A 25,379-nucleotide genomic window follows, 5' to 3' on the forward strand; every position below is an offset into this window, starting at 1 on the left:
TACCGGTGTCGAGTCTTGACGCATCCGCTTCCGGTGGTCGTCTGTCCGGTCTCCTTCGGCGCGGCAGCGCCGAAACGGCCACGTGCGTCGGCCGACCACCCGCGGGTTCCCCCGGGTGCGCTCTCGCGAGTACGGCCCGGCGTGGTGTAGCTACTGCTCGGTGTCGGGCCGCGCGGGGCGAGAGCCCGCGAGAGGTTCCGCCACCCGAGCACTTGCGGGAGTCGACCAACCCCTACTCCGGGGGTTCGGGGCGCAGGTAGTTCTCCAGCATCGCGCGCAACTGCTCGTCGAGGCGTTCGGCGGGCAGCCGCTCCGCCACGACACGAGCCGAGAGCACGGCGGACTGCGTGACCAGCAGCAGCATCGCCGCCAGCTCCTCGGGATCTCCCCCGGTGATCGAACCGTCCCGCTGGCCGTCCCGGATCGCGGCGGCGAAGACCTCCAGGATCTCGCGCTGGCTGGTGCCGAGCCGGTCGAAGGTGTAGGTGACCAGCAGTTCCGGGTCGGTCTCCAGGATCTTGCGCAGCAGCGGGTGCTCGCGCACGGCCGCGACGGTGCTGACGATCCGGTCGACGCCGCGCACGCGCGCGTTCCCTTCGGTGGCGTCGTCCCCCGGCAGCAGCGAGCGCAGCTCCCTGGTCAGCAGGTCGGCCGCCAGCGAGCGCATGTCCGGCCAGTGGCGGTAGACGGTCGGCCTGCTCACCCCGGCGCGACGGGCCACTTCGGTCAGCGTCGTACGGCGCATCCCCACGGCGAGCACGCACTCGCGGGCGGCGTCCAGGATGCCGTCTTCGTTACGACTTGACGTCATGTGTAAAACTGTAGCGCATGACCGAACCGCAGCACCGCACCCCGGAACCGACGTGGAACGCCTGGGGAACGGCGGAGGACGCGGAACCGCTGCCGGAACACCTGCGTGAGCTGCTGACGGAGGGCCTCGGCGTGCCGCGCCGCGACACCCCTTCGGTGCCCCGCGAGCTGGTGCGCGTCCGCGAGTCCGAGCTGACCGAGGTGGCCCGGTCCTCGTTGGAGGACGTCGTCGGTGCCGGCAACCTCCACACCGACGAGCACACGCGGCTGCTGCACACCGGGGGCAAGAGCACTCCGGACCTGCTTCGCCGCCGCGCGGGCGACGCGGAGGGGGCGCCCGACGCGGTCGTGCGGCCCGGCGACCACGAGGAGGTGGAGCTGGTGCTGCGGGCCTGCGCCCGGCACCGGATCGCGGTGGTCGCCTTCGGTGGCGGCACCAGCGTGGTCGGTGGGGTGAGCCCGGACCGCTCGGCGCTGCCCGTCGTGGTGGCGCTGGACCTCGCGCGGCTGGACCGGCTGCTCGAACTGGACACCGAGTCGGGCACCGCCACGTTGCAGGCCGGACTGCGGGGACCGGAGGCCGAGCGCCTGCTGCGGGAGCGGGGTTTCTCGCTGGGGCACTTCCCGCAGAGCTTCGAGTACGCCACCATCGGCGGTTTCGCCGCCACCAGGTCCTCCGGGCAGGCCTCGGCGGGCTACGGCCGGTTCGACGACATGGTGCTGGGGCTGCGGGTGGCGACCCCGCGCGGCACGATCAGCCCCGGACGCGCGCCCGCCTCGGCGGCCGGTCCGGACCTTCGGCAGCTCTTCCTCGGCTCCGAGGGGGCGTTCGGAGTGGTCACCGAGGTGACCGTGCGGGTGCGTCCGGCGCCGACCGAGACGCGTCACGAGGCGTGGTCCTTCCCCGACTTCGCGACCGGGACGGCCGCGCTGCGGAAGCTGACGCGGACCGGTTCGTCGCCGACCGTGGCGCGGCTGTCCGACGAGACCGAGACCTGGCTGAACCTGGCTACCTCCGAGCTCGGCGAGAGCGCGCCGTCCGGGGGCTGCCTGGCCGTGACCGTCTACGAGGGCACGTCCGAGCACGTCGAGGCCCGCCACTCCGAGGTGGCCGAGCTGCTGCGCGCGGCGGGCGGGACGTCGCTGGGGCCCGAGCCCGCCGCCGCCTGGGATCGCGGGCGGTTCCACGCGCCGTACCTGCGCGACGCCCTGCTGGACGTCAACACGCTGGCCGAGACGCTGGAGACCGCCACCACGTGGTCCAACCTGGACCGGACCTACCGCGCGGTGCACGAGGCGCTGTCCGGCTCGCTGGAGCGGCAGGGAACCCCGCCGCTGGTCATGTGCCACGTCTCGCACGTCTACCCGACCGGCGCTTCGCTGTACTTCACCGTGGCGTGCGCTCGCGGTGAGGACCCCGTGGCGCAGTGGCGGCAGGCCAAGCGCGCGGCGTCCGAGGCGATCACCTCGGTGGGGGCCACCATCACGCACCACCACGCGGTGGGCTCCGACCACCGGGAGTGGATGCTCGAGGAGGTCGGCGAGCTCGGGCTCGACGTGCTGCGCGCCGTGAAGGAGGCGGTGGACCCCGAAGGGGTGCTCAACCCCGGGAAACTGATCCCGCCGGAGTGAGTTCCACCGGAAGCGGAGGTCTCGACGCCCGGCGACCCCAGGGGAATCACCGGGTCCGGTGGCCGGTGCGCCAGCCGGCCTCGGAGTTGTCGTTCGGACGCGGCCGAGGACCGGACAGCGGGAAACCAGGGTGCGCGGCCGGACGTCCGGGCGGCGCCACAGTGAAGCAGGGAGCGGCCGTGCGCGACATCGCCCTACTCGTCAATCCGACCTCCGGCAGGGGGAGGGCCCGCGAGGCGGCCCGCCGCGCGGCCCGGCGGCTGCGCCGCGACGGAGCGTCGGTCACCGAACTGGTGGGTACCGACGGGGCGCACGCCCTGCGGCTGGCCGAGCACGCCGTGGCGGCGGGCACGGACGCGCTGGTGGCCTGCGGCGGCGACGGCATCATGAACACCGCGCTGCGGGCGGCCGTCGGCACCACCACGCCGATCGGGCTGGTCCCGGCGGGCACCGGCAACGACTACGCGCGGATGCTGGGGCTGCACGGCAGCGAACCGGAGTCCGCCGCCAGGGTGGTGCTGGCCGGGCGGACCGGGGCGATCGACGCGGGGCGCTGCGGCGAGGACTGGTTCGGCACCGTGCTGGCGTGCGGGTTCGACGCCAAGGTCAACGAACGCACCAACCGCATGTCCTGGCCGCGCGGCAAGTGGCGCTACAACCTGGCCGTGCTCGCCGAGCTCGCCAGGCTGCGGCCGCTGGACTACACCCTCGAACTCGACGGCGAGCCGTGGCGGACCAGCGCGGTGCTGGTGGCGATCGGCAACGGTCCGAGTTACGGCGGCGGGATGCGGATCTGCCCCGGCTCGTCCCTCGTGGACGGTTGGTTCGACGTCACCGTGATCGGGCCGGTGGCGGCGCGGCGGCTGGTGCGGGTGCTGCCCACCGTCTACAGCGGCGGGCACGTGGCGTATCCGCAGGTGACCACGGTTCGGGCGCGCCGGGTGTCGGTCTCCACACCGGAGGTCACCGCCTATGGTGACGGCGAACCGCTGGCGCGGCTGCCGCTGACCGTCGAGTGCGTCCCCCGCGCGGTCAACGTGCTGGTGCCGGAGGAGCCGCGCTGAGCCCGGGGCTCGTCGGGCGTGACGGGCTCCCGAAGCCGACTCGGGTCAGTGTGGACGGGGCCGGACCGACCGCTGTTCGGGCGTGACGCACCGGGTGGGCGAGCGCGCCCGCTCAGCCGCGGCCGAACAGCACGTACGCCTCCGGGCGTCCCTTGAAGTCCTGCGCCACCGAGAAGAACTCGCAGCACCAGCCGATCCGCTCGATCGCCTCGATCTGCTTCGACCAGTCCGGGATCTCGCCGGACAGGCCGTGGTGCGTCATCGGGAAGTTGAGCCGCGCCGCGAAGCGGGCCTGGCCCTCGTCGTAAGCCCGTTGCGCCTCGGTTCCGATCTCGCTCTCTTTCGCCCTCGACAGGAAGCCCATGCGGAGGATGGTGTCACGGGGAGGCGTTCGGACGAGGGGTTTCGGTCTCACCGATCGTCGCTAACGGGGTGTTCGGTCGCGCGGGTGCGGCGGTTCTCAGCGGTGGTGGTCCGCGCGAGGGTGGGCGGTTTTCCGGCGAAGTGCGGCATCGGGGCGAGTTCTGCCGGGGCGGGATCTGCCTGGACGGGCGCCGCCGGTCAGCCCGGTGGCGCCCCCGTTATCGGTGGATCGACGTCCGCCGGGCGGGAGGCGCGAGACGCGGTTCGGGCCGTCACGATTCCTTGATCGGCTCGTTCGCGGCGGACTACGTTTTTCGAGTGGGGAAAAGACACGCTCTTCATCTCGTGATCGCTCTCGCGGGGATGGCGGCCTTCGTGCTGCTTCTGCTGGCAGATCATTTCGTCCTGTGGAAGTACTTCCCGTCCGGTTCGGCGCTGGGGCTCGTTCAAGTGGTCGTGTTCGCTTGTCTCGCGCTGATCGTCCGGAAACAGTGGAAGGAGAAGGAAAAGGAGTAGCGCCGCGGCAATGCCGTCCTGGTCGCTCGGTGCGGCAGTTCGTCGAGCTGGATGATGGGTTTCGTGCGGTGCCGCTGTGCGCGCTCCTGGGGGTGCGCCACTGGGACCGCACCACCAACGGGCGCCGCATCACCAGCGGTCGGCGGTGGGTGGTTTCCACAACGTGCTGGGGAGCTGCCGTTTCGTCCGAACCGGACGGATGAGGTGGCGCCTCCGGAGCGATCCGGAGGCGCTTTCGCCGTCTCAGTCTCCGTGTGTGCGGGGCCTACAGATCGCAAGGAATGGAATCCTTGCCTCTGCCCGGTCCATCCCCGCGTGCGCGGGGCCTACGCCTCCGACCGTGTCTCGGTCTACGACGTGGCGGGTCCATCCCCGCGTGCGCGGGGCCTACTTCGGTGCAAGCGATACCGCTAGCGCGTAGACGGGTCCATCCCCGCGTGCGCGGGGCCTACCAGCGCCCCGCCGGACTTCTCTCCCACCCAGCGGGTCCATCCCCGCATGAGCGGGGCCTACCACAACAGCAACGGCTCCACCGATCGCGGGTTGGGTCCATCCCCGCATGCGCGGGGCCTACCGGATCAACATATTCAAAAAAACAAGGGAAGTAGGTCCATCCCCGCATGAGCGGGGCCTACCTTGTTGGCCTGCGATCTTAACAGTGCTTTCCCGCTGTGGGAATCACTTTTGTTCCGGGTAGGAGGGTGGTCAGTACCACTGGCCGGGTTGCCATTCGACGCGGGTGGGGCGTTGTCCGGTCCGGCAGTACTCGGTGATGGCTTCGCGGACTTGCTCGAGGGGCAGTGCGGCCGAGTTGGGGAAGTCCGCTCCGTCCGGGTCGAGGGGCAGGATCGGCGCATTCGCTTCGGCATCGGGGTTGTAAGAATCGACCACACGTCCGTGTGGAGTGTGGGGATCTACGTAGTTCAGCGCGCCCCAACCGGTGTTCGGGGAGCTGGACACGAGCAGCCGAGCGTCCGGGAATTCCGGTTCACCGTCGAGGACGAACCGGCACGGTCGGTCCCACACGAACACTTCACAGACCGGGCGGGGTGGATTCTCGGTGATCTCGCGGACCAGCGCGTCGAGTTCGTCGTCGGTGTGGGCGTGTCGCAGGTCGCGGCGGTAGAGCACCGACACCACGGTGCCTGTTTCAACGGTGGTCACGGTCTGGCCTTTCCTCGCAGCGTGATCGTTTCGGGCGTTCCTGGGTGCCACACTTTCAGGGTGGAGCCTTTCGGCAGGATCTCCGGTACGGCCTTTTCGCACCCTCGGCAGAGTTCGTTGTTGAGTACCACGACGCCATAAGTCTGCCCTGCTTGCCGCATCATGAGCGCGTATTTCACCTCAACGTGCATCGTCACGGTCGGTTCGCCACGATCGTCGGTGGGAAACCGTTCGGAATTGTGCAGGATCAGCCGTGCTTGCTCGGACAGTTTTGGGTCTCGCCCGCTGTTGACCTGAAGTTCGGTGCCGTCTTGGTCGTAGGTGAGTCCGGTGGTTTGTCCGCCGGTGTGTTCGGGCAGTCGTTGGCGCACCTGTTCGATCCAGGAGTGGTCGTGGGAGGTGTGGGTGGGTATTCGGGGATGGGTGGAGGGGTGGGGCAGGCTCGGTGGGGGTTGGTCGTCGGTCATGCCGAGGGTGGCGAGGTAGCTCACCAGGTGTTCTCGGGTGGTCTCGCTCAGGGCGAGGACGTCGTCGGTGAGTTCGCGGGTTTGTTCGAGCAGTGTGACGGCTTCGGTCAGGTCGGGCGAGGTGCTGCCCTGGCCGATCTCGGCGAGGGTGGGTAGGGCGTATTCCTCGACCCAGGCCCGTACTCGGTGCAGTTGTTCGGGGGGTAGTCGTGTGAGCATTCCGGCGAGGGTGTTTCCCATGTCTTCCACGTGGGACATGCCGGATCCTCCTTCACAGCACGGCGGAGAACGAGCGGACGTGCTCGAGGGCATACATGAGCGCCTGGACGGCCTCGCCGGTCTTGTCGTGGGCGAGGCCGAACAGCCGGGACGCCTGGTGCACGTCGTCGTTGGTGCTGGTTCCGGCCATCTGGTGCAGCAGTGCGCGTAGCTCGTCCAGCGTGGTCCGTATGGCTTGTAACTCGCCTGCGGGCGCGGTGTCGGTGATCTGTTGGAGCTGTCCACGGATCTCGTCGAGCATCACGGGTTCTCCTACCAGGAGGGGACGACAGTCCCGGCGCAGTGAGACGGCTACCAGTGCCGGGAGTTGGAGCGCGCCCAGGCCCGCAGCCGCCCCCGTGGGGACCGTCGTGTCCGGAGGACATCACACCCGAGATGCCCTCGGCATCCACGTGCCGCCCAGGGGTCGCAGTTCAGAGTTCGATGAACGCCGGGTCTTCTCGGTGGTTGGGTGCCGCCCGGCCGGACGGGGGAGGGGAGCGGCCGGCCGGGCGGTGGACGGTCCGGCACCGGAGGTCGGGGGTTCGACGGTGCCGGGCCGTGGTTCACAAGCGGTGCAGCCCGTCGAGCACGCGGCGCAGCAGGGCCAGCTCGGAAGGCTCCGGTGCCGATGCTGATTCAGGGGAGGAAGCTGAAGCAGCGGTAGCGGTATTCATGGCGATCGGGCCGGTGGGAGTCGGCACGACCGGTGGCGACTCCGGTCTCGATACCAGTGAGGGCGCCACCGGGGCGAGTGGGGCCGGCCCGAACAGGTGCGGCTGCTCGTCCGGATCACACAACGGCCAGCCGATCAACTCGACGGTCGGGGACTCGCCCCGGGCGTAGTGCTCCAACCTGAGCGCGGCCAACCGTCTGGCGGCCGGACCACTACCCCCCGCGTGACGCGGCCGATAACCGGCCCGATAGCCCCACCCGCCCAGCACGAGCACGGCCCCCGTCAGCACCACGGCCGTGGCCAGCAGCACCGGCGGCGCACTCATCGCTGGTCCTCCCCTCCGGGTGGCTCGTCGGGATCGATCGACCCCGACCCCGGCGGCCGCCCGCCGCCGAAGGCGAGCCCGGCCGCGTAGTCCCGCAACTCATCCGACAGCCGCTGCAACACCCCGGCCAGTTCCGCACACTGCCTGGGCGTGGCCCGCCGCGCCGGAATGTCGTAGGAGGCCTGCTCCAGCTTCCACTGCTCATGGGCCAACCACATCCCCAACCTGCCCGCATAACTGGTCACCGAGCATCACCCCCAGCACACCGCACCGCCGCATCCAACACATCCCGCAACACACGAGCCTGCCCCACCGTCCACACCGTCCGGTTGAACACCGTCGGCGTCTCGATCCGAATCACCTCGGGCGTCCACTGCGACCGCCACACCACCAGCGACGACGACCCCGACTCATCCCGACACCACACCCGCACACCCGGATACGACACGTCGTATCTCTGTGGCATTCAATACACTTCCTATCGACGAACAGTACGTGTCTGACTGACTCTGCTATGTCTAATAGGACAGTATTTTGTTCCATGAGACAAACTCAATACTTCGATCGAGTGATCTCCTGGAACAGAGCCAGATTCGGAGATTAGGGTTTGTCTCATGGCACGCACCGCTAAGCATTCGCCACGGGTTCGAGCACTCGGCGCTGAACTGCGTGAAGCCCGCGAAGCAGCGGGAATGACCATGCGAGAAGTGGCGCAAAGACTCGGATGGCACCACTCGAAGTACGCGAGGTTCGAGTCCGGCGACCAACCACCCACCCCGGAACAGTCATCCGCGATCCTGGCGACCTTCGGCGCGTCGGAGGCCGAACGTGAACGACTCACGGACATGGCAGCCGACATCGCCAACGGCGACGCGAACTGGCTGAAAGCCGGAACCGGTCACGACGACCTGACTACACTGCTTGAGTTCGAGCGCACCGCGACCAACATCGTGGATGTTTCGCCGTTGCTCATCCCAGGACTGCTACAAACCTCGGACTACGCCCGAACGATCATGGCCAATGAGACCCCTGGCGACATCGAACGTCTGGTGGCCATGAGGATCGGACGCCGCGATGTACTCACACGCCCGAAACCGGTGGAGCTGACCGCGATCATCCTCGAAACCGCACTTCGGCGGCCAATGGGTGGACGCGAGGTAATGGCCGACCAACTGCGCTACATCGCCAAAATCGCATCCGACCACAACAACGTCACCGTGCACGTCCTCCCGGATACCGGTAAGTGGACTCCGGCGCACATCGGACCGTTTATCCTGTTCGACTTCGCGAAAGCAGCACCGATCGTGCACTTCGAGCACTTGAGCAGTTCCGCGTTCTTGTCCAATACCGGGGACATCAAAGTTCACCGGGAAGCGGCGGTTAACCTCCGTGAGGCAGCGATGAACCCGACCGAGTCCATCGAGTTCATCGCTCAGTGCGCTGCTGAAATGGAGGACAACCACGAATGACAGCACCCCCCGAGGGCTGGCGCAAGTCGAGCCGCTCCTCGAAAACTAGTTGCGTCGAGGTCGGCCGCATCAACGACGGCGCGGCGGTGCGCGACACCAAGGACCGCTCGGCCGGATACTTCACCACCACCGGCCAGCAGTGGGCCGCGTTCATCGATGCGGTGAAGAGCAACCGGTTCGACTGAACTCCAGCGAACAGATAAAGCGTCCCCGGAGCGATCCGGGGACGCTTTTTGTGTGCCTCCCCGCCTGCACGGGGCCTACTGCGGTGGCGCTGGCCCACACCGACGACGAGGGGGTCCATCCCCGCACGCGCGGGGCCTACGACATGGAACGTGCCCGCCGCGCGGTCGCCACGGGTCCATCCCCGCACGCGCGGGGCCTACACTCACTGCGCTGGGATTCTAGCGGCGCGAACGCGCGCTGGGAACCACTTCGTCACACCCCGTCGGACACCCCGCGTGCCAACCCGCCGGAGTCTCGACTCCCACCGCCGTCCACCGCACCGGCATCGAGTTCACCACCGACACCCAAGCATCGCTACCCCCACATCCCAGCACCCCCAACCTCCCAACACCGCCAACCCCGCGTCCACCGCCCGGGACGTCCTCGCGGCCCCACCGAACTCTCCCGAGGACGCTGTCCCGGTTCGGAGTACCGGACCGCCGATGCGCCCGGAGAGCGGTGCGCGGCCCCGGCGGGAATCCACGGCACCCCACCTCGACCTGTGGTCCGAACCTCCCTCGGACAACCGCCCCGGATGCCATACTCGTGGTGTGGGGGCGGGATCGAGAGGCCGAGAGGTGAGTGTGTCCAGTCCCCGCTTCGACCGCGTCATCACCGAACCGGTGGTGCTCAGCTACGCCGCCTACGACGTGCTGCACCACGGCGAGTTCGGCGAGCGCGCCGCCAAACCGGCCGGGTTGGAGGGCGTTTCCCCTGGCGCCACGCACCGCGAACGCGAGGCGATCGTGACGACGGCCCTGGATGGGCTGCGCGAAGCGGGGCTGGCGACGGGCGACGCCCCGAACGCCGCGCTGCGCGACACGCTCCACCTGCTGCACCACCCCCAGCGCCGCGTCTACGGCTGGTACTCGATGCGGGCGGAGGCCGGGGTGGTGCGCGGTGGCTTCCACGTGGCCGAGGCCGACGACCACGCCGTGCTGGCCGCAGTGGAGCACGACCGCGTGCTGCTCGAACCCGTCGAACCCGACGCGCTGCCATCCACAGTGGCCGGTTTACTGCCCGACGCCGAGCCGGTGGACGAACCGCCGACCACCATGCCGCCCCCACCCGCTCGCCACGCCGCGCCGGACCGCGCCCGCGACTCCCCGGCCGGACCGGACGAGCCGGAACCCCCGAAGCACCCCGACTCGCCGGGGCACCGCCTGCTGGACCGGCTGACCGCCCCGCCGCTGGACTTCGCGCTGCGCGCCGTGCGCTCCCAGTATGTCTCCAGGGAGACCGAGCGGGAGTGCGAGTTCCCGCTGAACTACTACGCGGGGCCGCTGGGTGCCCTGCTGACCGTGGTCAAACGCGACCCCGACGAGGGGGAGCCCCTGTTGCACCTCCTCCCGGCCACCGCCGAGGTCTTCCGCCGGGAACTGCGCGAGCTGGGCCGATCCCGCTGACCACCCGGCTCCGGTACCTGCCACGAACCGTGCGGAGTGTGATCGGTCATGATCACAGCGGGCTTACGGACAGCGCCGGGGGGCTCGTGAGAAAGTGATCGTGTGAGATCAGTCATCGTTCGCCCACGGTTGATCGTCGCGCTACTCGCCGCCTGCCTGCTGGCGGGGTGTGGTTCCCAGCCGTCACGGGTCGGCTCGGCCGCGCTCGTCGGCGACCAGGCCATCCCGGTGAGCACGGTGGAACAGCGGTTCGAGGCGGTGGTGCGTGACAGGCCGCGCCTGCGTGAACAGCTCGAACAGCAGGGACGCGAGGACGAGCTGGCGCGCCAGATAGCCGCGTTCACGGTCCGGCAGAAGCTCGCCGACGTGGCCGCCGGCCGGCAGAACCTGCACGTCAGCGAGCAGGAGGTAACCGAGTGGGTCCAACAGCAGGGCGGTCCGGAGGCCGCCACGGAGGGGACCATCTTTACCCCGGCTGAGGTCCGCTCGGTGGCGCGTTCGCTGTTGCTGATGCGCGAGCTCGGCAGCAAGCACCTGTCGAACACCTCGGTGGTCTTCGACTACACCAGCGCCACGAGCCGCGCCGAGGCCAAGCGCAAGGCGCAGCGCATGGCACGCGGTCCCGAACAGGCCGCCGAACTGATCCGGGAGGACAAGGCGGCCGGAGGTTCGGCCGGTTCGGGGCGTGAGCTCAGCGCCGCGAACTCCCCGAGCTTCGCCGCGCGGACCCCGCTGTTCGCGGCCGAACCGGGCACGGTGCTGGCCTTCCCCGGGCCGGGGCAGCGCAGCGCGGGGCAGTGGCTCGTCGCGCGGATCACCGAGCGTCACACCGGAAACGGTGAAGGGCAGTCCGACACCCCGTCGCTGGGGCGCCAGGGGGCGCAGCTCACCCAGGCCTTCGGGGCGCGGCTGCTCGGCCTGACCGCGCAGCGGGTGGGCGTCGAGCTCAGCCCGCGCTACGGGGTCTGGGACCCGCTCGAACTCACCGCCGCCCCCGAGAAGGGGCAGACCACCGGTTTCCGCATCCCCGAGGGATCGAGCCTGAGCTGACAACTCTCCGGAAGGGCCACGGCACCGGATCGAGCGCGACCGCGCGGATTCCGCTCGGTCCGGACCGGTCGAGCCCACGCCATGATCGGCTATGGGCTGGAACAATCGGGGCATGGACGCCCCCGGTGAATCACGATCCCTCGTCAACGGTTGCGCGGTGGTGCTGGTGGACGACCGTCTCGGCGACGTCGTCCCGGCCGAGGCGGTCCCGTGGTTGCGCGGTGCCGTGACGGTCTACGCGGACGCCGGGCTCGCCGAGTCCACCCGTGACTCGCTGGGAGCCACGACGCCGCCCGAGTGCTCGGAGACGCTGCGCCGCGCCCGGAGCGAGCCGGTGGTGCTGGTCGCCGCCGACGACCACTCGCGGACGGCACGCGAGCTGCTGGCGGCCGGGGCCGCCGAGGTGCGCGCGAGCCCACCGGCCGGTGTCGAGCTGCTGGACGCGGTGACGGTGATGGACCGGCTGCGCTCTCCGGGCGGCTGCCCGTGGGACGCGGGGCAGACGCACGAGTCGCTGCGCACCTACCTGGTCGAGGAGACCTACGAGCTGCTGGAGGCGCTGGAGCACTCCGACCGCGGTGCCATGCGGGAGGAACTCGGCGACGTGCTGCTGCAGGTGCTGTTCCACGCCCGCGTGGCGGCCGAGCACGAGACCGACCCGTTCGACGTGGACGCGGTCGCGGCCGAGCTGGTGAGCAAGCTCGTCTCGCGCCATCCGCACGTGTTCGCCACCGACGACTCCGTGCACGACGCCGAGTCGCAGCACGCGCGCTGGGAGGAGCTCAAGCAGCGTGAGAAGCAGCGCGAGTCCGTTGTGGACGGCGTGGCGCACGGCCAACCGGCCGCCGCGCTCGCGGCCAAGCTCGTGCAACGGGCCGAACGGGCCGGAGTCCCGGGGGAGCTGATCGGCGACGACTCCCAGCCGGGGGCCGAGCTGTTCGAGGCGGTGGCGCGCGCGAGGCGACGTGGGCTGGACCCGGAGGACTCGCTGCGCGCGGCGTCGCTGGCCTTCGACGGGAACGTTCGCGCCGCCGAGCGACGCGCACGCGCGGCCGGTGCGGACGCTGCCCGGCTGTCCGAATCCGACTGGCGGAAGTACTGGCCGGAACCCGGGGAAACCGGTGGAATCGACCGGCAGGGGTGAGAGCTCTTCGGCGGGGTGAACCCCCGCCGTGGGGGGACCGGTGCTCGCCGAAGGGCACCGCTGGCCGGAGAACAGTTCAGCGACCGAGGGAGGTCCGCGACCGTGCCGCGACGACGGAAGGCTTCCGATTCGCCGATCGTGTTGTTGAGCGGACTGGCGATGCTCGCAGTGCTCGTGCTGTTGGCCGGGCTGCTGGACGGCGGCGGACGTCACGAGAGCTCCCGGCTGCCCACCGCCACGGCACCACCCCGCGCCGGGGCGCAGCCGCCCGACGTGCGCCCGTTACCCGGTGCGGCCGACTTCGCGAGTACCTCCCGGCCGCAACGGCAGCTCGCGGACTGGGCCGGCAACCTCTCCGAGGAGCTCAACATCCCGCTGGCAGCCCTGGAGGCCTACGGCTACGCCGAACTCGCGCTGGAGCGGACCAGACCGGACTGCGGGCTGAGCTGGTCCGTGCTCGCCGGGATCGGCGCCGTCGAGTCCGGCCACGGCCGCTACGGCGGAGCGGACCTCGACAGCACCGCGCGCCCGGAACCGCCCATCAGGGGGGTCCCGCTGGACGGCAGCGAGGGGGTGCGGCTGATCCGTGACACCGACGGGGGGAAGTTGGACGGCGACTCGACCTACGACCGCGCGGTGGGGCCGTTGCAGTTCATCCCGAGCACCTGGCGGACCTGGGGGCGCGACGGCGACGCCGACGGCGAGGCCGATCCGGACGATCTGGACGACGCCGCGCTGGCGGCGGGCTACTACCTCTGCGACTCCGGCAACGACCTGCGGCGCGCCGAGCAGTTCCGCGACTCGGTGCTGCGCTACAACGCCAGCGGCGAGTACGTGCAGCAGGTGCTGGACCACGCCGACGACTACGGCAAGCGCAGCCGCGAGCTGCTGCGGAAGAGGTGAGCCGGACAGGGGGCCGCCGGCCGGGGCTCCGCCGCCGGAACCTCTCACGCGGCCTTCGGCCGGGAGACCGGCACCGCGTGGCGGCGAGCGACATGGCCAGGGCGCGAGCGACACAGCGAGGGCGGTCGCGGTGACCGCCGCGTCCCGTCACGAACCGCCGCCCACGGCGGAGAGGGCGATTCCCAACAGGGTTCCGGCGGTGCGGCGGCCGGTGCGGCTGGACAAGTCGCCTAACCTGTCCGAGTGACCGAATCCGCTTCCTCGAAGCGCGTACGTCTTCGTGCGGTGCTGGCCGTCCTCGGGCGCGGGGCGCTGGCGCTCGCGACCGTGGCGACCGCCCTGTGCGGTGTGGGCGCGGTGGCCGTGCTGGGCGAACCGGCCGCGGCGCCGCGGGCGTCCCCGCTGGAACGGGGAAGCGTCGAACCGGCCCCGGTGGAACCGGGTTCGAGCGCGCCGGGGCGGCGCGCGGCCGACTCCGAACCGGACACCGGAGACAGCGGCGACCCGGTGCGCGACTGGGCCGACGAGGTGGCCGCCGTCGTCGACGTTCCCGCACGCGCCTTGGTGTCCTATGTGAACGCCGATCTGGCGATGCGACGGCGGAACCCGGAGTGCGGACTGGACTGGGCGACGCTGGCGGGAATAGGGCGTGTCGAGTCCGACCACGGCCGCTACGGGGGACGCAGGTTGGGCGCGGACGCGGTTCCCTCCAGTCCCATCATCGGGGTGCCGCTGGACGGCGGCGAGGACGTCCGCGCCATCACCGACACCGACGGCGGCGCGCTCGACGGCGACGCCACGTACGACCGCGCCGTCGGCCCCATGCAGTTCATTCCCTCCACCTGGGCGAAGTGGAGCACCGACGGCAGCGGCGACGGGGTGGGCGACCCGCACAACCTGGACGACGCGGCGATGGCGGCGGCGCGCTACCTCTGCGCGGGCGGGCGCGACATGCGCAGCGGCCAGGGGTGGTGGGCCGGTGTGATGTCCTACAACAACTCGGTTTCCTACGCCAGGAAGGTCTTCAGCCTGGCGGAGCGATACGCCCAGGCGGGTAGCCGCGACGAATGACGTCGTGTCGGGAGTGCGGCTCGGTCTGCTTGGCGGTGCGGGTGGCGGAACCTCTCGCGGGCTCTCGCTGTGGGTGCCCCGACATCGGGTAGCGACCTACACAACGTCGGGGCCGTCCTCGCGAGAGCACCACGAGAGACCCCGCGGCGGTGCCGATTGCGTAAGTGGTTGGGGTTCGGCTCGGACGCGTTCGAGAAGGCCCCACGTTCGACGGACACAGCGGGATTCCTGGAGCACTGCTCGATGCGGTGTGGAGCGCTACTCGACGCGGGACTGTCGTGTTCGCGGTGGGAATCCTCACTCGGAAGCGTTGACCCGCGCGATGTGCGCCCTGATCTCTCCCAGCACTTCCTGGTAGGCGGGATCGGGGTACATGGTGGTGGCCAGCCGAACCTGGGTGTGCGCCTCGCTCAGCCTGCCCTGCCGTTGCAGGGTCCTGCCGAGCACGAGCCGGGCATAGTGGTCGGACGGGTCCAGCTCGATGACTCGCAGGAACGCCAGCTCGGCACGCTGGAACTGCGCCGAGAACAGATACGCGCGTCCCGCCAGCAACTGCACGCTCGGCTTGTCCGGTGCCTCGTCGAGCACCGGACCGAGCGCGCGCAGCGCCTCCAGCGGGCGTCGCTGCGCCACAAGGGATTCCGCTTTGCGGAACGCTTCTACGGTACCTTCAGCCCTCATTACCACACCCACGGTACGACTGGATCGACGGTTCCGCCATGGTGCTCGCGAGGACTCTGCCAGCTCGGTTCCCCAGGGCGCCAGCCCAGTGGTGCCTCCGACGTTCCCGCCGCGCGAGCGGCGACACGAGCGGTTCCCGCTTCCGGGGGTGGGGGTTGGCCCGTCCGTCGGACCGGCGTGTCCGTCGCACGTGCCGGGATCGTGACCGCGAGCCTGCGGCGGATGATCAGAGCGCCCGGTTAGGCTCGGAGGCAGTCGTCGGGCGTCCGGCCGTCCACCCCGGGCGGGGACCGCCGGTGGAAGTTACGGCGGGCCGTGACGTCTCGGATACACAAAGCTTGTTAGGAGCACACGTGGCGATCATCGAGCAGGTCGGCGCTCGCGAGATCCTGGACTCGCGGGGCAATCCCACCGTCGAGGTCGAGGTGGCCCTGGATGACGGCACGCTGACCCGCGCTGCCGTTCCCTCGGGAGCCTCGACCGGTGAGCACGAGGCCGTCGAGCTGCGCGACGGTGCGGCCGACCGCTACGGCGGCAAGGGCGTGGAGAAGGCCGTGGCGGGCGTACTGGACGAGATCGGTCCGGAACTGGTCGGCGTGGAGGCCATCGAGCAGCGGGTCGTCGACCAGAAGCTCGTCGACCTGGACGGCACCCCGACCAAGTCCCGGCTGGGGGCCAACGCGATGCTCGGCACCTCCCTCGCCGTCGCCAAGGCGGCGGCCGAGGCGACCGGGCTCGAACTGTACCGCTACGTGGGCGGGCCCAACGCCCACGTGCTCCCGGTGCCGATGATGAACATCCTCAACGGCGGGGCGCACGCCGACACCGGTGTGGACATGCAGGAGTTCATGATCGCCCCCATCGGCGCCGACTCCTTCTCGGAGGCGCTGCGCTGGGGCGCGGAGATCTACCAGACGCTGAAGTCGGTGCTCAAGAGCAAGGGCATGGGCACCGGCCTCGGCGACGAGGGGGGCTTCGCGCCGGACCTGCCGAACAACCGCGAGGCACTCGACCTGATCGCCACCGCCGTGGAGAAGGCGGGCTACAAGCTCGGCAGGGACATCGCGCTGGCGCTCGACGCCGCCGCGACCGAGTTCTTCTCCGACGGCGTGTACCAGTTCGAGGGCTCCAAGCGCAGTGCCGAGCAGATGATCGGCTACTACACCGAGCTGCTGAACTCCTACCCGCTGGTCTCGGTGGAGGACCCGCTCTCCGAGGACGACTGGGACGGCTGGTCGCGGATGACCTCGGAGATCGGTGAGAAGGTCCAGCTCGTCGGTGACGACCTCTTCGTGACCAACCCCGAGCGGCTGGAGGAGGGCATCAACCGGCGTGCCGCCAACGCGCTGCTGGTCAAGGTCAACCAGATCGGCACGCTGTCCGAGACCCTCGACGCGGTGAACCTGGCCAACTCCTGCGGCTACCGCAGCATGATGAGCCACCGCTCCGGCGAGACCGAGGACACCACCATCGCCGACCTCGCGGTGGCCACCGGATGCGGCCAGATCAAGACGGGCGCGCCCGCCCGCAGCGAGCGGGTGGCCAAGTACAACCAGCTGCTGCGCATCGAGGAGAACCTCGGCGACGCGGCGCGCTACGCCGGTGAGCTGGCCTTCCCCAGGTTTAGCGCGGAGGTGTGAGTCATGCCGACCGGGCGACCGGCTCAGCGCGACCGGAAGAACGGGGCGGACGCGGCGCGCCGCACCCGGGAACCGGCGCCTGCGCGGCGCCCGCGCGGTGACTCGGACGCCGGGTCCACGCGGCGCCGGAGGCCGGGTTCCGCCCGAACCCGGTCTCCGGCGGGCACGGGAGGCGCGTTCAAGCTCTCCTCCACGAGGCGGGCCGCCGTGCTGGCCATCCTCGTGTGCGCCATGGCGCTGAGCGTCTCGGTTCCGCTGCGCACCTACATCGGCCAGCGTGACGAGTTGGCCGAACTGGAGCGGCGGGAGCACCAGCTGAGCCAGGAGGTCCAGCGACTGGAGGAGCGCAAGGCGGAGCTGTCGGATCCGCAGCGGTTGGAGGCCGAGGCCCGCAGACGGCTCGGCTACGTCCGACCGGGTGAGACGCCCTACATCGTCGAGCTGCCCTCCCAGCAGGAGAAGGAGTCGGCGGAGAAGGCCGAGGCTTCGGAGACGAAGCCGTGGTACCAGCGGCTGTGGAACACGTTCACGGGAGAGGGGAAGTGACAGTGTCGGGCGTGGACCCGAGCGGTGAGCCCACCGCTACCGAGACCGACCGGCTGGTCGTGCGGCGCCAACTGGGGCGTCCACCCAGGGGGATGCGGGACGTGGTCACCCGCGATTCCGCCGGGGAACCCACCGTGGTGCGCACCAACCCGCGACTGCCGGACGGGACGCCGTTTCCGACGCTGTACTACCTCACCTCCCCGCGACTGGTCACTCTGGTGTCCACCCTGGAGTCGGAGGGGCTGATGCGGGAGATGACCGACCGGTTGTCCACCGACACCGAGCTCGCCGAGCGGTACCGCCGTGCGCACCACGACTACCTCGCCGAACGCGACGCCCTGGAACCGCTCGGCACCGAGGTCAGCGCGGGCGGGATGCCCGGCAGGGTCAAGTGCCTGCACGTGCACGTGGCCCACGCGTTGGCCAAGGGACGTGGGGTGAATCCGTTCGGGGACGAGACGATCGACGTGATCGCCCAGCGCTGGCCCGAGGAAGCACCGGAGCTCTTTCCCGAGTTTCGGTGAGCTCCGGCGCGGTTCGCCGGGGTGGTTGCGTGGCGGAACCTCCCGTGCGGCTCTCGCTGCGGCCAGGCCCCGACATCGGGTAGCGACCTACACAACGTCGGGCCTTGCTCGCGAGAGCCGCACGGGAGAACCCGCGGCGGCGCCGACTGCGAGGGTGGTGGGAGTTCGGCATGAGTCCGCAGCCTGGAAGCGTTCGTGTTCTCGGTGCCGACCGGTTGCGGAAACCGACGTGACCGAGAACGTCCCGGTACTGCGGTCGTTCACCGCTGTGAGTTCCCGACCGGGTGTTTCGGAACGCGGTTTCAGTCCTTCCGGGGCGTCACCCGGTCCAGCAGGACGTCGGAGCGGGTGCCGGTGGCGCCGAGGGTGTGCCCCTCACCGTCCAGCCTGGTCGTCAGGAAGGTCTCGGCCACCTCGGCCGGAGCGGTCCGCAGCAGCAGGCTCGCCTGCAGCGTGAGCACGAGCCGCTCCGACAGCGCGCGAGCTCGCTCCGGGCGTGGTTCGGTGAGTTCATCCCGCAGTCGCCGCAGCTGGTGGTCGTAGCGCTCGTCCTGTCCGGCCGCGCGGTCCAGCTCGGCCAGCAGTGGTTCGACGGTGTCGGGTCGCTTGTGCAGCGCGCGCAGGGTGTCCAGCGCGGTCACGTTGCCCGAGCCCTCCCAGATGGACAGCAGCGGTGCCTCCCGGTACAGCCGGGGCAACCCCGACTCCTCCACGTAGCCGTTTCCGCCCAGGCACTCCAGTGCCTCGGCGATCACGGTGGGGGCCCGTTTGCAGACGTAGTACTTCGTGGCGGGCAGTGCGAGTCGCAGCAGGTCCAGTTCGGCCCGGTTACCGCGTTGTCCCCGGTCGATCGCGGCGGCCAGCCGCATGGCCAGGCCGACGGCGGCCTCGGACTCCACGGCCAGGTCCGAGATCACCGCGCGCATCAGCGGGGTCCGGTTCAGGGTGTCGCCGAAGGCGGCCCGGTGCGCCACGTGGTGCGCCGCCTCGGACAGCGCGGCGCGCATGTTGGCGGCGGAGCCGAGCACGCAGTCCATCCTGGTCATCGACACCATGTCGATGATGCTGCGCACCCCGCGCCCCTCCTCGCCGACGAGCCAGCCGATCGCCCCGGTGTACTCGAGTTCGGCCGAGGCGTTGGACTTGTTGCCCAGCTTGTCCTTGAGCCGTTGCAGCCGTACCGCGTTGCGCGTGCCGTCCGGCAGCACGCGGGGGACCAGCAGGCAGCTCAACCCGCCCGGGGTGTTCGCCAGGGTGAGGAACAGGTCGTTCATCGGGGCGGAGGTGAACCACTTGTGGCCGACGATCCGGTAGCTGCCGTCCGCCAGCGGTTCGGCCGTGGTGGTGTTGGCGCGGACGTCCGAGCCGCCCTGCTTCTCGGTCATCGACATGCCCGCCAGCAGACCGCTCTTCTCACCGGGCGGCCGGAGCCCGAAGTCGTAGTCCGTGGCGCGGAGACCGGGTTCGTATGCCTCGGCGAGGTCCGGGCTGTGCCGCAGGGCCGGTACGGCGGCGAACGTCATCGAGATCGGGCAGCCGTGACCGGCCTCGGCCTGCGACCACAGGTAGAACCCGGCGGCGCGGCGCAGGTGCGCGCCCTCCGGCGCGTCCGGAGCCCACGGCGCCGCGTGCAGCCCCTCGGAGACGGCCCGGTCCATCAGCCAGTGCCAGGAGGGGTGGAACTCCACCTCGTCGATGCGGTGCCCGTAGCGGTCGTGGCTGTGCAGCACCGGCGGGTGTTCGTTGGCGAGCCTGCCGTGCTCCCGCGCCGTGGCCGAGCCCGCCTGCCGCGCCAGCGGGCGCAGCAGCTCGGTCGCCTCCGACTGCCCGTGCTCGGCCAGCGCCTCCCGCAGCGCGGGGTCGCAGTCCAGCGGATCGAAGTCGTCCAGCGGTGGCGACTGGTTGCTGACCTCGTGGGTCACCGGGCTCACGACGTCGGACTCTCCGGGCAGCGTCATGGACGCAGCGTAGGACATGAGGATTACCGAACAGTAGTGGTTGTCGCTCCCGATCGAGCGGCGCGACCGCGCGCGAGGGGAACCGGGCCGGGGCCGTCAATTTCTCGCGTTCTCGCGAAATCGCCGGGTCGCTACGACACAGTGCCGAACCCCACCACTCCAGCAGGCCGCGCTCCGACCAGCCTCGCAGCTCGCACCGCCGCGGGTTCTCCCGTATGGCTATCGCGAGGACGGTCCCGACGTGGCGTAGGTGGCTACTCGATGTCGGGGCACCCGCAGCGAGAGCCGTGCGGGAGGTTCCGCCAAGCGACGACCCCACAAGGCCGAGCCGTCGACCCTGCCTCCCTCATCGGGCGATCTGTGCGCCGATGGTGTGCAATCCGGGTGACGGCGATGCCGCGAGGAACCCCCGGGGAGGACGATCGTGCCGCGTCGGAGCAGACCCTCGCCATGGCGGCGACAGGCCCAACCGTCGTGGTGGCCGATCCCTCCATCACCCGAAGTGGATTCGCAACCAAGCGCGCGTCGTCGCGGTCCGCGCAGGTCTCCGGTCGGTTCGCTGCTGCTGCTGTTGGCGCTGCTGCTCCCCTTCGTGCTGGTCGGCGGGGCCAACGCGCTGACCTCGGCGCTGTTCGCCCCTTCGGGGGAAGGAGAGCGGGAGCGGCCGACTCCGAGAGGTCTGGGGGTCACCGGGCAGCTGCCCGAGCGGCGGGAACCCAGCGTGCGGCTGCTCCGGGACAGTCGCGCGCTGGGAAATCCCTCCGAACCGGACACCGGTGCCGGAGATGCGATCCGGGTGCCCAGTGGCCCGACCGGAATTCCGGAGCCGGTGCTGCGGGCCTACCGGGACGCGGCCGGGCGGATCTCCGGGACGGATCCGTCCTGCGGCCTGCACTGGTCGGTGCTGGCCGCGATCGGACGGGCCGAGTCCGGGCACGCGCGATCCGGCCGGGTGGACGAGTCCGGCACCACCGTGACCGCGATCCTCGGACCGAGGCTGACCGGGGGATCCGGGTTCGCGGCCGTTCCCGACACCGACTCCGGGGAGCTGGACGGTGATCCGGTCTGGGACCGCGCGGTGGGACCGATGCAGTTCCTGCCCGCCACCTGGAGCCGTTACGGCGCCGACGGCGACGACGACGGGGCGGCGAGCCCGCACAACGTGCGCGACGCGGCGCTGGCAGCCGGGAGGTACCTGTGCGAGGCGGGCGGTGACCTGGGACGCCACGATGAGCTGGCACGGGCGGTGTTCGCCTACAACCACTCGGAGCGCTACGTACGCGACGTGCTCGGCTGGGCCACCGCCTACCGCACCGGCGCTCACCCCACGCCCGCTCCGGAGATTCCCGAACTGGAAACGGCCGAGCCCGAACGATCCGGTGAGGCGGCGCACCCGCCGGCTCCCACCGACGTTCCGGAACCGAGTGGACGGCGGGAACCCGTCGAGTTCCCGCCGTTGTCACCGGCGCCCTCGGAGCCCGGCTCCTCTTTCGAACCGATCGTGCCCGACACGCGGCAACGCCCGGCGGGGCGCCCCTCCAGCGCCGGGAACGGGCCGGGGGAAACCACCGCCCCGTCGAGCGGTGTCCGGGGAGCTAAGCACTCGGAGCGGGGCGACGCGGGACGGGAACCGGAGCCGAACAACGCCCAGCGGCCCGGATCGTCGCCCGGTGGCGGGGCCGCCCCGAACGCGGAGCCCGGCGAGCCGCCGCGCCGCGGCGGCTGACGGGGGACCGCCGACCGCCGCTTACCGCGCCCGGAGCGCTCCGCGCGGGTGCGACGCGGTCAGTTCGACTCCATCTGCCTGCTCATCTCCTGCTCGAACTCGTTCTGGAACTCGGGCGACTGGAAGACCGAGAGCGTGAAGACGACCCACAGCACGCAGATGACCAGACCGACGCCGGACAGCACGGTCCCCACGATCGCGGACTTCTTGTTGGTTGCCCTGCCCTGCGAGACCTTCCGGATGCCGAGGATGCCGAGGATGATGCCGACGATGACCACCGGCCAGGCGATGATCCCGATGCCGGGGATCAGCGACAGCAGGACCCCGACGATGCCGAGCACGAGCGCGGCGGTTCCGAGTCCGTTGCTCGGCCGCTGTTCGGGGTACTGCTGGTAGTCCTGATAGGACACTGTGGATCCTTCCGTGACGTGTTCGGTGGGCTCTCCGCTGGTTGCCGGGACACCACGACCGCGGCAGTGGCCGCCGCCGTGGTCGTCACGAACCGAGCGCCGAGCGCGAAACCTTATAACGGGACAGTCCGTTCTCGAACGGTTTTGCCCGATCTGTTTCGCCTGTTCACCATTTCGTTGTAGGGGACATGATTTTCCGCACCAGGGCTTGCCGGAACGGGTGCCCCCCGTCCCGCGACAGCCGTGTCGTGACCGGTGCGGGGTGGCACCGGGAATCTCCGGACAGTCCCGGGTCGCCCGGACCGTGCGCACTGCGCTGCAATAGCGTGGGGCCGGCGGGGCGGCCGGAGATCGCCGTCCGGGGCCTCCGGCACCCGCTCACGATCCAGCGAGGGGCTCCGCGGGGCGAGCACCCCGCCGATTCGACCGAAGACCTCGATACCAGGAGGGAATCATGTCACGGGTGGCCGCGATCGACTGCGGGACGAACTCGATCCGCCTGTTGATCGCCGAAGTGACCGTACACGAGGACGGCACGCGCGAGCTGCGCGACCTGCACCGCGAGATGCGGATCGTGCGGCTGGGGCAGGGGGTGGACGCCACCGGTCGGTTGTCGGAGGAGGCGCTCGACCGGACCCGGCGGGCGCTGCACGACTACGACGAGCGCATCCGCGAGGAGTCGGTCGAGCGCATCAGGATGGTGGCCACCTCGGCGACCAGGGACGCGGCCAACCGCGAGGACTTCTTCGGCATGGTCCGCGAGACCCTCGGCGTGGACGCGGAGATCATCACCGGTGAGGAGGAGGCCAGACTCTCGTTCGTCGGTGCGGTGGGGGACCTCGATCCCGCGGACGGCCCGTTCCTGGTGGCCGACGTCGGCGGCGGTTCCACCGAGCTGGTGCTGGGGCACTGGGACGGCAAGGAGGCGGAGATCCTCGGATCCCACTCAGCGGACATCGGATGCGTGCGTCTCACGGAGCGTTGCCTGCACACCGATCCCGCTACCGCCGATGAGGTGAAAAGTGCCGGCGAACTGACCAGGGAGATCCTGGACGAGGCGTTCGCGGCGGTCGACGTCTCGACGGCGCGCCGCTGGGTGGGGGTCGCGGGCACCGTCACCACGTTGTCGGCGATCGCCCACGGGTTGTCCGAGTACGACCCCGCCGCGATCCACCTGTCCCGCGTGTCCCGGGCCGGTGTCGACGAGACCGCCCGCGAGCTGCTGGCGATGGACCACGACCGGCGCGCCGCGCTGGGGCCCATGCACCCGGGGCGGGTGGACGTCATCGGGGGCGGCGCGTTGGTCGTCAGCGTGCTCGCCGCCGAGCTGGCCGAGCGCGCCGGGATCACCGACATCACTGTCAGTGAGCATGACATCCTGGACGGTATCGCCCTTTCGATCGGTTGATTCCCAAAATGTGGGACGAATCATTCCGCCAATTGGGTGAAAATCTAGCTGAATCGAGAAAGAAAGTGACGGCTTTGTGACAGCTCATTGTCGTGAACTGTGTCTCGCTTATGTTTACGCTCGCACTCATCCGACGACCCGAGGTCGTCGGCGTGGCGACCCTCGTCCTCCCCGGCGAGGAGTCACGTAGACAGCGGGAGGAATTTGATGCGCAAGCGACGCATGGTCGCGCCGGTCGCGGCATCGCTGTCGGCGGCCCTGCTGGCAGCGGGCTGCGGCGGCGGTGGCGGCAGCGCCGTCACCGAGGCAACCGGCACCCTGGAAGACCCGATCACGGTGGACTGGACCGAGCCGGAGAACCCGCTGGTTCCCGGCAACACCACGGAGGTCGGCGGCGGAAATGTCGTCGACGCCATGTTCACCGGCCTCGTCGAGTACGACCCGAAGACCTTCGAGCCGTACAACGCCATGGCGAAGTCGATCGAGGCCTCCGACGACAAGAAGACCTACACGGTCAAGCTGAAGCAGGGCTGGAAGTTCCACAACGGTGAGGAAGTCACCGCCGACAACTTCGTGCGGGCCTGGAACTACACCGCCTACGCGCCCAACGGTCAGAAGACCGCCAGCTTCTTCGACAACATCAAGGGCTTCGACGAGGTCAACCCGCCGGACCCGGACGGGGAAACCGGCCCGAAGGAAGCCCCCGACCCGAGCGCGGAGAAGATGTCCGGGCTCAAGGTCGTCGACGACCACACCTTCGAGGTCACCCTCAAGCAGCCCTTCACCATCTTCCCGACGACCCTGGGGTACTCGGCCTTCTCCCCGCTGCCGGAGAAGTTCTTCAACGACAAGGAAGCCTTCGAGAGCGAGCCGATCGGCAACGGCCCGTACAAGTTCGAGAAGCGCACCCCCAACCGCAGCCTCACCATGACTCGCTACGAGGACTACAAGGGCGAGCACAAGGGTGAGGTCGAGGCCTTCAAGTTCAAGGTCTACCAGAAGCTCTCGACGGCCTACCGCGACCTGAAGTCGGGCAACCTCGACTTCATGCGGCAGGTGCCCACTTCCGCGCTGGTCGACAACCGCTGGAAGGAGGAGCTCGGCGACAACGCGCTCACCCGTGAGGGAGCGCTGGTCACCCCGCTGAGCTTCCCGCTCTACGACGAGAAGTTCCAGGATCCGAACCTGCGCAAGGCCATCTCGATGGCCATCGACCGCGAGAGCATCGTCAAGAACGTCTTCTCCGGGACGCGTGAGGCGCTCCGAGGATGGTCCGCCCCCGGTACCCCCGGCCGTGACGGCGAGGCCTGCGGCCAGTGGTGCGAGTACGATCCAGCCAAGGCCAAGGAGTACCTGAAGAAGGCGGGCGGCTTCGACGGCACGCTGACGATCTCCAGCAACGCCGACGGCGGCCACGAGGAGTGGATCAAGGCCGTGGCGGGCAGCATCCGCGACACCCTGGGCATCGAGGTCTCCTACAACCCGGTTCCCACGTTCAGCGAGTTCCGCTCCTCGATCGCCGCGAACCAGATGACCGGGATGTTCCGCAGCGGATGGGTCGCCGACTACCCGAGCATCCAGAACTACCTGGCCCCCATCTACACCAGGGGCGGTTCCTCCAACGACAGCGGTTACTACAACCCCGAGTTCGAGAAACTGATGAGCCGGGCGGACCAGGCCCCCACGGTCGACAAAGCCAACGAGCTCTACGCTCAGGCGGAGAAGCTGCTGGCCGAGGAGATGCCGACCGTGCCGATCTACTCCCAGAACGTGCAGTCGGGCAAGTCGGATCGCCTCGCCGAGGCACAGGTGACCAAGCGCCGTTCGTTGTCGCTGACATCGGTGAAGATCGCCCAGCCGAAGTGAGTGTGAGTCAGTAGGGCAGTCGCCCGGTTCGTCACCGCCAAAAGCGGCGGCGGGCCGGGCCTGTCCGTGTCGAAGGA

At 70.0% G+C, this 25,379-nt stretch carries 26 protein-coding genes and 1 CRISPR repeat array; of the genes, 16 read left to right on the forward strand and 10 right to left on the reverse strand.

Annotation, left to right across the window (positions count from 1 at the left end):
- Positions 1-232: 232 nt before the first annotated feature.
- A complete protein-coding gene (locus tag BLQ75_RS03995; RefSeq protein WP_092597889.1) occupies positions 233-811 on the reverse strand; it encodes a TetR/AcrR family transcriptional regulator in 579 nt (192 codons plus the stop codon).
- 17 nt (positions 812-828) lie between these two features.
- Here BLQ75_RS03995 and BLQ75_RS04000 point away from each other — a divergent pair, with 17 nt between their 5' ends.
- Positions 829-2,442, forward strand: a complete 1,614-nt coding sequence (locus tag BLQ75_RS04000; RefSeq protein ID WP_092597891.1) for an FAD-binding oxidoreductase — start codon at positions 829-831, stop codon at positions 2,440-2,442.
- 179 nt (positions 2,443-2,621) lie between these two features.
- Positions 2,622-3,506, forward strand: coding sequence for a diacylglycerol kinase (locus BLQ75_RS04005; RefSeq protein WP_092598414.1), 885 nt, complete (start codon positions 2,622-2,624; stop codon positions 3,504-3,506).
- A 112-nt stretch (positions 3,507-3,618) separates the two neighbouring features.
- Here BLQ75_RS04005 and BLQ75_RS04010 read toward each other — a convergent pair whose 3' ends face one another.
- Positions 3,619-3,870 (reverse strand): hypothetical protein, encoded by a 252-nt coding sequence (locus BLQ75_RS04010; protein ID WP_092597894.1) that lies wholly within the window; start codon positions 3,868-3,870, stop codon positions 3,619-3,621.
- A 317-nt stretch (positions 3,871-4,187) separates the two neighbouring features.
- Between BLQ75_RS04010 and BLQ75_RS22945 the strand changes: the two genes are divergently transcribed.
- Entirely contained in the window at positions 4,188-4,385 is a 198-nt protein-coding gene (locus tag BLQ75_RS22945) for a hypothetical protein (RefSeq protein WP_170837308.1), read from the forward strand.
- Between the two features lie 302 nt (positions 4,386-4,687).
- Positions 4,688-5,020: direct repeats of the CRISPR family, unit length 28 nt; unit sequence GGTCCATCCCCGCGTGCGCGGGGCCTAC.
- Between the two features lie 70 nt (positions 5,021-5,090).
- Here BLQ75_RS22945 and BLQ75_RS04015 read toward each other — a convergent pair.
- The 5 genes from BLQ75_RS04015 to BLQ75_RS04035 form a co-directional block, all read right to left on the reverse strand.
- A complete protein-coding gene (locus tag BLQ75_RS04015; RefSeq protein ID WP_092597897.1) occupies positions 5,091-5,549 on the reverse strand; it encodes an Imm1 family immunity protein in 459 nt (152 codons plus the stop codon).
- The gene (locus BLQ75_RS04020; protein ID WP_092597900.1) at positions 5,546-6,274 is read right to left on the reverse strand and encodes a DddA-like double-stranded DNA deaminase toxin; all 729 of its coding nucleotides are present in this window, start codon (positions 6,272-6,274) and stop codon (positions 5,546-5,548) included. The genes BLQ75_RS04015 and BLQ75_RS04020 overlap by 4 nt, the downstream gene beginning before the upstream one ends.
- A gap of 13 nt (positions 6,275-6,287) precedes the next feature.
- Positions 6,288-6,536, reverse strand: coding sequence for a hypothetical protein (locus tag BLQ75_RS04025; protein ID WP_092597903.1), 249 nt, complete (start codon positions 6,534-6,536; stop codon positions 6,288-6,290).
- 304 nt (positions 6,537-6,840) lie between these two features.
- Entirely contained in the window at positions 6,841-7,275 is a 435-nt protein-coding gene (locus BLQ75_RS04030; RefSeq protein ID WP_092597906.1) for a hypothetical protein, read from the reverse strand.
- Positions 7,272-7,520 carry a hypothetical protein gene (locus tag BLQ75_RS04035; protein ID WP_092596399.1) on the reverse strand — a complete coding sequence of 83 codons (249 nt, stop codon included), beginning with the start codon at positions 7,518-7,520 and terminating at the stop codon, positions 7,272-7,274. Before BLQ75_RS04035 ends, BLQ75_RS04030 begins: the two co-directional genes overlap by 4 nt.
- 369 nt (positions 7,521-7,889) lie before the next feature.
- On the opposite strand from BLQ75_RS04035, the gene BLQ75_RS04045 reads away from it, so the two are divergent.
- From BLQ75_RS04045 to BLQ75_RS04075, 7 genes are all read left to right on the forward strand, one after another.
- A complete protein-coding gene (locus BLQ75_RS04045; RefSeq protein ID WP_092597912.1) occupies positions 7,890-8,744 on the forward strand; it encodes a helix-turn-helix domain-containing protein in 855 nt (284 codons plus the stop codon).
- Positions 8,741-8,929 carry a DUF397 domain-containing protein gene (locus BLQ75_RS04050; RefSeq protein WP_092597915.1) on the forward strand — a complete coding sequence of 63 codons (189 nt, stop codon included), beginning with the start codon at positions 8,741-8,743 and terminating at the stop codon, positions 8,927-8,929. The genes BLQ75_RS04045 and BLQ75_RS04050 overlap by 4 nt, the downstream gene beginning before the upstream one ends.
- Before the next feature lie 624 nt (positions 8,930-9,553).
- Complete coding sequence (locus BLQ75_RS04055; protein ID WP_170837309.1) at positions 9,554-10,375, forward strand: ESX secretion-associated protein EspG; 822 nt, start codon at positions 9,554-9,556, stop codon at positions 10,373-10,375.
- Positions 10,376-10,477: 102 nt separating this feature from the next.
- Entirely contained in the window at positions 10,478-11,425 is a 948-nt protein-coding gene (locus BLQ75_RS04060) for a SurA N-terminal domain-containing protein (RefSeq protein ID WP_092597921.1), read from the forward strand.
- A gap of 112 nt (positions 11,426-11,537) precedes the next feature.
- Positions 11,538-12,569, forward strand: coding sequence for a nucleoside triphosphate pyrophosphohydrolase (locus BLQ75_RS04065; RefSeq protein WP_092597924.1), 1,032 nt, complete (start codon positions 11,538-11,540; stop codon positions 12,567-12,569).
- A gap of 159 nt (positions 12,570-12,728) precedes the next feature.
- A complete protein-coding gene (locus tag BLQ75_RS04070; protein ID WP_092598417.1) occupies positions 12,729-13,472 on the forward strand; it encodes a lytic murein transglycosylase in 744 nt (247 codons plus the stop codon).
- A 243-nt stretch (positions 13,473-13,715) separates the two neighbouring features.
- Positions 13,716-14,543, forward strand: coding sequence for a lytic transglycosylase domain-containing protein (locus tag BLQ75_RS04075; RefSeq protein ID WP_092597926.1), 828 nt, complete (start codon positions 13,716-13,718; stop codon positions 14,541-14,543).
- 297 nt (positions 14,544-14,840) lie between these two features.
- Here the strand turns inward: BLQ75_RS04075 and BLQ75_RS04080 are convergent, their stop codons facing one another.
- A complete protein-coding gene (locus tag BLQ75_RS04080) occupies positions 14,841-15,224 on the reverse strand; it encodes a tetratricopeptide repeat protein (RefSeq protein WP_043570822.1) in 384 nt (127 codons plus the stop codon).
- A gap of 353 nt (positions 15,225-15,577) precedes the next feature.
- On the opposite strand from BLQ75_RS04080, the gene eno reads away from it, so the two are divergent.
- The 3 genes from eno to BLQ75_RS04095 are packed head-to-tail and all read left to right on the forward strand — an operon-like array spanning position 15,578 to position 17,934.
- Entirely contained in the window at positions 15,578-16,864 is a 1,287-nt protein-coding gene (eno, locus tag BLQ75_RS04085) for a phosphopyruvate hydratase (protein ID WP_092597929.1), read from the forward strand.
- 3 nt (positions 16,865-16,867) lie between these two features.
- Complete coding sequence (locus BLQ75_RS04090; RefSeq protein WP_092597932.1) at positions 16,868-17,410, forward strand: FtsB family cell division protein; 543 nt, start codon at positions 16,868-16,870, stop codon at positions 17,408-17,410.
- Positions 17,407-17,934, forward strand: coding sequence for a DUF501 domain-containing protein (locus BLQ75_RS04095; protein ID WP_170837310.1), 528 nt, complete (start codon positions 17,407-17,409; stop codon positions 17,932-17,934). The genes BLQ75_RS04090 and BLQ75_RS04095 overlap by 4 nt, the downstream gene beginning before the upstream one ends.
- A 302-nt stretch (positions 17,935-18,236) precedes the next feature.
- On the opposite strand, the gene BLQ75_RS04100 is transcribed toward BLQ75_RS04095, so the two are convergent.
- On the reverse strand, positions 18,237-19,892 hold the full coding sequence (locus tag BLQ75_RS04100) for an isovaleryl-CoA dehydrogenase (protein ID WP_244515222.1): 1,656 nt from the start codon (positions 19,890-19,892) through the stop codon (positions 18,237-18,239).
- Positions 19,893-20,394: 502 nt separating this feature from the next.
- On the opposite strand from BLQ75_RS04100, the gene BLQ75_RS04105 reads away from it, so the two are divergent.
- Positions 20,395-21,618 carry a lytic transglycosylase domain-containing protein gene (locus BLQ75_RS04105; RefSeq protein ID WP_092597941.1) on the forward strand — a complete coding sequence of 408 codons (1,224 nt, stop codon included), beginning with the start codon at positions 20,395-20,397 and terminating at the stop codon, positions 21,616-21,618.
- 59 nt (positions 21,619-21,677) lie between these two features.
- On the opposite strand, the gene BLQ75_RS04110 is transcribed toward BLQ75_RS04105, so the two are convergent.
- Entirely contained in the window at positions 21,678-22,028 is a 351-nt protein-coding gene (locus BLQ75_RS04110) for a DUF4190 domain-containing protein (RefSeq protein ID WP_092597944.1), read from the reverse strand.
- 454 nt (positions 22,029-22,482) lie between these two features.
- On the opposite strand from BLQ75_RS04110, the gene BLQ75_RS04115 reads away from it, so the two are divergent.
- Positions 22,483-23,436: a Ppx/GppA phosphatase family protein gene (locus BLQ75_RS04115; protein ID WP_092597947.1), complete on the forward strand. Its 954-nt coding sequence runs from the start codon at positions 22,483-22,485 to the stop codon at positions 23,434-23,436.
- A 207-nt stretch (positions 23,437-23,643) separates the two neighbouring features.
- Positions 23,644-25,302 carry a peptide ABC transporter substrate-binding protein gene (locus tag BLQ75_RS04120; protein ID WP_170837311.1) on the forward strand — a complete coding sequence of 553 codons (1,659 nt, stop codon included), beginning with the start codon at positions 23,644-23,646 and terminating at the stop codon, positions 25,300-25,302.
- The last annotated feature ends 77 nt before the right edge of the window (positions 25,303-25,379 follow it).

This window comes from Actinopolyspora xinjiangensis (genome assembly GCF_900104475.1).
Classification (GTDB): domain Bacteria; phylum Actinomycetota; class Actinomycetes; order Mycobacteriales; family Pseudonocardiaceae; genus Actinopolyspora; species Actinopolyspora xinjiangensis.